The organism is Micromonospora sp. NPDC051296 (genome assembly GCF_040682255.1).
In the GTDB taxonomy this organism is placed as follows: domain Bacteria; phylum Actinomycetota; class Actinomycetes; order Mycobacteriales; family Micromonosporaceae; genus Micromonospora; species Micromonospora craterilacus.
The window spans coordinates 1-5,180 of record NZ_JBFBAO010000439.1 but is presented as its reverse complement, the minus strand read 5'-3'; the positions used below and the strand labels follow the sequence as shown (position 1 = coordinate 5,180).

Genomic DNA, 5,180 nt, shown 5'->3' with positions numbered 1-5,180 from the left:
CGGCGACCCGCTCGGCCAGCGAGCCGACCAGCAGCGGGTGGGTACGCGAGTCGACCGCGACCACCCCGACCGGCCGGCTCGGCCACGGGTCGTCGCCGTGCGCCCATGCCTTGAGCACCTCGATGACGGCGGCGGCCACGTCGTCGGGCACGGTGCCGTCCGGCGCGCCCGGCCCGACCAGGTCACGCAGCCGCCCACCCCAGCCGAGGTCCGACAGCCGGCCGACCGCGCGGCCGGGCAGCGCCTGCTCCGCCGGGGCGATTCGCCCCTTCAGCGGTACGCCGACCGACTCCAGCCCGGTCGGCCAGAGCTTCTTCGGCGCGATCTCCACACCGGGGCGGCCGAGGAAGGTCTGCGCGGCGGTCAGCGCCGCCGGTGACACCTCGGGCGTGAACAGCGCCTCCGCGCAGCGGTCGCACCGGCCGCAGTCGACCGCCTCCGCGTCGTCCAGGCACTCGCGCAGGTACCGCATCCGGCAGCCGGTCGTCGCCGCGTACCCGAGCATGGCCTGCTGCTCGGCGGTGCGGGCGGTGGCCACGCGGCGCAACCGGACCGCGTCGTAGACCCAGGGCTCGCCGGTGGCGAGCCAGCCGCCGCGCACCCGGCGGACCGCGCCGTCCACGTCGAGCACCTTGAGCATCAGTTCCAGCCGCGCCCGGCGCAGATCGACCAGCGGTTCCAGGGCCTGGGTGGAGAGCGGCCGGTCGGTGTGCAGGGCGGCGAGCACCGCGCGGACCTGCTCCTCGGGCGGGAAGGCGAGCGAGGCGAAATACCGCCAGATGGCCGCGTCCTCGGTGCCGGGCAGCAGCAGCACCTCGGCGTGCTCGACGGCCCGACCGGCCCGGCCGACCTGCTGGTAGTAGGCGATCGGCGACGGCGGCGCGCCCAGGTGCACCACGAAACCGAGGTCCGGCTTGTCGAAGCCCATGCCGAGGGCGCTGGTGGCGACCAGCGCCTTGATCTTGTTGTCGAGCAGGTCCTGCTCGGCGGCGCGACGGTCGGCGTCCTCGGCCTGGCCGGTGTAGGCGGCCACCGCCCAGCCCCGCGACCGGAGGAATTCGGCGGTCTCGGTCGCCGAGGCGACGGTCAGCGTGTAGACGATGCCCGAGCCGGGGAGCCGGTCCAGGTGGTCGGCGAGCCAGCCGAGCCGGTGCGCCGGGCTCGGCAGGTCGAGTACGCCCAGCCGCAACGACTCCCGGTCCAGGCTGCCGCGCAGCACCAGGACGTCCGGCCGGTGCGCGGCCGGTGCGGCCAGCTCGGTGCCGAGTTGCTCGGCCACGTCCTGGGTCACCCGGGCGTTGGCGGTGGCGGTGGTCGCCAGCACCGGAGTGTGCTCGGGCAGGTTGCCGAGGAAGGTACGCAGCCGGCGGTAGTCCGGCCGGAAATCGTGCCCCCAGTCCGACACGCAGTGCGCCTCGTCGACCACCAGCAGGCCGGTGGTGGCGGCCAGCTTCGGCAGCACGCCGTCCCGGAAATCCGGGTTGTTGAGCCGTTCCGGGCTGATCAGCAGCACGTCCACCGCGCCGGCGTGGATCTCGGCGGTGATCTCGTCCCACTCGTCGAGGTTGGCCGAGTTGATGGTCCGGGCCCGGATCCCGGCCCGCGCCGCCGAGTCGACCTGGTTGCGCATCAGCGCCAGCAACGGCGAGACGATCACCGTGGGCCCGGCGGGGCTGGCCTGATCGCGCAGCAGCGCGGTGGCCACGAAGTAGACCGCCGACTTGCCCCACCCGGTGCGTTGCACGCAGAGCACCCGTCGCCGGTCGACCACCAGCGCCTCGATCGCCCGCCACTGGTCCTCGCGGAGCCGGGCGTCCTCGCCGGCCAGCCGCCGCAGCACCGCCTCGGCCCGCTGCCGGACCGCCGTCCGTTCCTGGCTCATCCGGCATTTCTACCAGCGTCCGCCCGCCGGGTTCACCGCTGCCGAGCGGGGTAAGCGTCGCGCAGGTGTCGCCGAGGACGAGGAGGGTGGTCTGGTGGCCGAACCCACGCAGCCGCACCTGGCGCCGGAGGAGAACGCTCAGCACGGTCGACTGTCCGCACGTCCGGCGCCACCGACGACCCGGGGCGCCGCCGGGCTGGCCGCACCGACCGACGCCGAGGGCGGGCTGCTGGCCATGGTCTACGCGCCGGAACCCGCCGACGGCCCGCCGTACCGGCTGGTGCTGCTGCTGCACGGGGCGGGCGGTTCGGCCCGGCAGGGACTGGACCTGCTGCTTCCGGTCGCCGACGCGCACCGCCTCCTGCTGGTCGCGCCGCAGGCGGTGGCGAGCAGTTGGGACCTGATCGTGGCGGGCCTCGGGCCGGACGTGCGGCGGATCGACGCGCTGCTCACTTCGGTCTTCGCCAGCCACCCGGTGGACCGGGTGGTCTTCGGCGGCTTCTCCGACGGCGCCTCGTACGCCCTCTCCCTGGGCCTGACCAACGGCGACCTGGTGGACGCGGTGGTGGCCTTCTCCCCCGGCTTCGCCGCGCCGCTGGTCACCCACGGCCGCCCCCGGGTGTTCGTCTCGCACGGCGCTACGGATCCGGTCCTTCCGGTCGACGCGTGCAGCCGCCGGCTGGTCCCCCGACTGCGCACGCTCGGTTACGACGTGACCTACCAGGAGTTCCCCGACGGCCACGTGGTGCCCGCGGAGATCCGCGAACAGGCTGCCGCCTGGCTCACCACTTCCTGACCCGCAGCGTTTAAGGTCGTACGGTTCGCGTTCGATCCAGGAGAGAGACGAGATGACTCAGCGAACCGGCACCACCGCTACCACCCGGCGCCTCGTGGCCGCAGCGGTCGCCCTGCTGGCCGCGACCCTGGTGGCCGGCTGCGACGACAAGTCCGACCGGGAGGCGGCTGCACCGCCGGACCCGAAGCAGGAGCTGTTGGCGGCGGTACCGACCGAGCAGGATCTGGCCTTCCGCTTCACCACCAGCGACGCCTCGGGCGACGTCTCCGGGGTGGTCGACCCGGCGAACCGCGGCATGGACATCGACACCGTCACCAAGGACAAGGACTTCACCCTGGAGATGTCCTTCCGGATGGTCGAGTCGCGCACCTGGATGAAGGTCAACTTCAAGGGCGCCCAGGACATCCAGAAGCTGATGAAGCTGCCGACCAAGTGGATGGAGCTGGACCCTACGAAGATCGAGGGCCCGGATTCCCTGCCCACGTACGAGGGCACCGACCCGGGCAACGCCGAGGCGATCATCCGCGCGGCCACCGAGGTCCAGGCCGGCGAGGGTGGGACGTACACCGGTCTGATCGACCTCGCCGCCGAGCCGGAGCTGGTGGACGCTCTGGAGGGCATCGCCACCCTCGGCGACGCCGCCGGGCAGATCCCGCTCACCGCGATCGTGGATCCGGACGGCAACCTCTCCTCGCTCACCCTGGAGATCCCGGCGGCCGGCAAGCAGAAGGCGTCGGAGTACGTCGTCGAGTACTTCGACTTCGGCAACGCCCCGGAGATCGTCGCCTTCACCGAGGAAGCGGCGCAGACGGCCCCCACTGCGGCGTACGACCTGCTCAACGGCTGACGCGCCGGGTGCGGGCGGCGGCCCCCGGGGCCGCCGTCGCGGCGTGTGCCCGGTCAGCGGCCGAGCACCGAACCGCCGTTCACGCCGAGGACCTGACCGGTGACGTAGCCCGCGGCGGGGCTGACCAGATAGCGCACCGACTCCGCGATGTCGTCTGGCGTACCGGGCCGCCCGACCAGGGTCGCCGCCACCCGCCGGGCGTGGCCCTCGGGGGTCATCCGGTCGCCGAAGAACTCGGTCTCGGTGACGTAGCCCGGGCTGACCACATTGACCGTGATCTGCTCCGGCCCGAGCTGGGCCGCGAGGTCGTACGCCCAGCCGTGCAGCGCCGCCTTCGCGGCCGAGTACGCGCCAGCACCGCCGCGCTGGGCGGCGATGGAACTGACCAGGATCACCCGTCCGCCGGGGCGGCGCAGGGCCGGCCGCAGCGCCTCGGTGAGCAGGACGGCGGTGAGTACGTTGGCGTCCAGATTCGCCCGCCAGTGTGCGGCGGTCCCGGCCAGCGTGTCGGTCTTCCCGCCGAGGTAGCCGCCCGCGTTGTTCACCAGTACGTCGACCGGCCGCCCGCCGACCGCTTCGACGACCCGTCCCACCTGGTCGGGATCGGTGAGGTCGGCCGTCACGGCACGGACCGCCTCCGGTCGCCCGCACTCGGCCCCGATCCGCTCGGCCGCCGCCGCGAGCACGTCCGCCCGCCGGCCGATCACGAGCACGGAACACCCGTCCGCGACCAGCGCCCGCGCCACGGCCGCCCCGATGCCGGTACCGCCACCACTAACTACGGCCAACCGCTCGTCCACGCCATACTCCCCGTCGCCGGCACTCCGTCGATCATGAGGTTAGCGGGGCGACACGCCGTTGCGCCGCCCCGCCAACTCCATGATCAACCCTGCCGGCGTGGGCCGAGGCGCAGGGAGTTGCGGAGCAGGGCGAGGCGGGGGGCGAGGCTGGCCACGCCGCCGGGGAAGAAGTAGACGGCCAGGATGAAGATGGTGCCGAGGACGAACAGCGGCTGGGACAGCGGGCGGCTGAGGAAGGCCGGCAGCGCGTCCAGTGCGTCGGAGGTGCCGAAGGACACCAGGCGGTGGTCCAGGTACATGTAGAGGATGCCGCCGAGCACCGGGCCCCAGCGCGTGCCCGGTCCGCCGAGCACCACCATGACCAGCAGCGACAGGGTGAGTTCGCTGCTGGTGATGTGCGGCGAGGCGCCGCCGACGATCAGGCAGTAGACCACCCCGCCGGCCGCCGCGAGGCCGCCGGCCAGGGTGAAGGCGACCAGCTTGAAGCGGTACGGGTCCAGCCCGAGCACCCCGATGCGCCGCTCGTCGTCGCGCAGCCCGGCCAGCACCCGGCCGGTCGGCGAGCCGGTCACCCGGTGCACCACGAACACCACCACGACCAGGTACGCCAGCGCCAGCCAGTACAGGTTGACCGTGTTGGCGACCCCGACCAGCCCGGCCGGCAGCCCGGAGACGTCGAGCGGCAGCCCCTCCTCGCCGCCGGTGAGCCCGCCGAAGTCACGGGCCACCAGGATCGCCCCGACCTGGGCGAAGGCCAGCGTCACCATGGCGAAGGCGATCCCCACCGTACGCAGCGCCACCGCGCCGATCAGGCCGGCGAGGATCGTCCCGCCGATGATCGCCAGCGGCGCGGCC

At 73.4% G+C, this 5,180-nt stretch carries 5 protein-coding genes; 2 read left to right on the top strand and 3 right to left on the bottom strand.

The window, feature by feature from the left end:
* On the bottom strand, positions 1-1,882 hold a 1,882-nt coding region (locus AB0M52_RS30210; protein WP_363960785.1), incomplete at its 3' end, for a DEAD/DEAH box helicase.
* A 94-nt stretch (positions 1,883-1,976) separates the two neighbouring features.
* Here AB0M52_RS30210 and AB0M52_RS30205 point away from each other — a divergent pair.
* Together AB0M52_RS30205 and AB0M52_RS30200 are read left to right on the top strand one after the other, a co-directional pair.
* Positions 1,977-2,678 (top strand): phospholipase, encoded by a 702-nt coding sequence (locus AB0M52_RS30205; protein ID WP_363960783.1) that lies wholly within the window; start codon positions 1,977-1,979, stop codon positions 2,676-2,678.
* A 52-nt stretch (positions 2,679-2,730) separates the two neighbouring features.
* On the top strand, positions 2,731-3,525 hold the full coding sequence (locus AB0M52_RS30200) for a hypothetical protein (protein ID WP_363960781.1): 795 nt from the start codon (positions 2,731-2,733) through the stop codon (positions 3,523-3,525).
* A 53-nt stretch (positions 3,526-3,578) separates the two neighbouring features.
* Here the strand turns inward: AB0M52_RS30200 and AB0M52_RS30195 are convergent, their stop codons facing one another.
* Positions 3,579-4,325: an SDR family oxidoreductase gene (locus AB0M52_RS30195; protein ID WP_363960779.1), complete on the bottom strand. Its 747-nt coding sequence runs from the start codon at positions 4,323-4,325 to the stop codon at positions 3,579-3,581.
* Positions 4,326-4,408: 83 nt separating this feature from the next.
* Positions 4,409-5,180: branched-chain amino acid ABC transporter permease (locus tag AB0M52_RS30190; RefSeq protein WP_363960777.1), on the bottom strand; the 772-nt coding region annotated here is incomplete at its 5' end.

Coding starts and splice junctions, on each gene's coding strand:
- AB0M52_RS30200 (WP_363960781.1), top strand. CDS start 2,731: ATGACTCAGCGAACCGGCACCACCGCTACCACCCGGCGCCTCGTGGCC.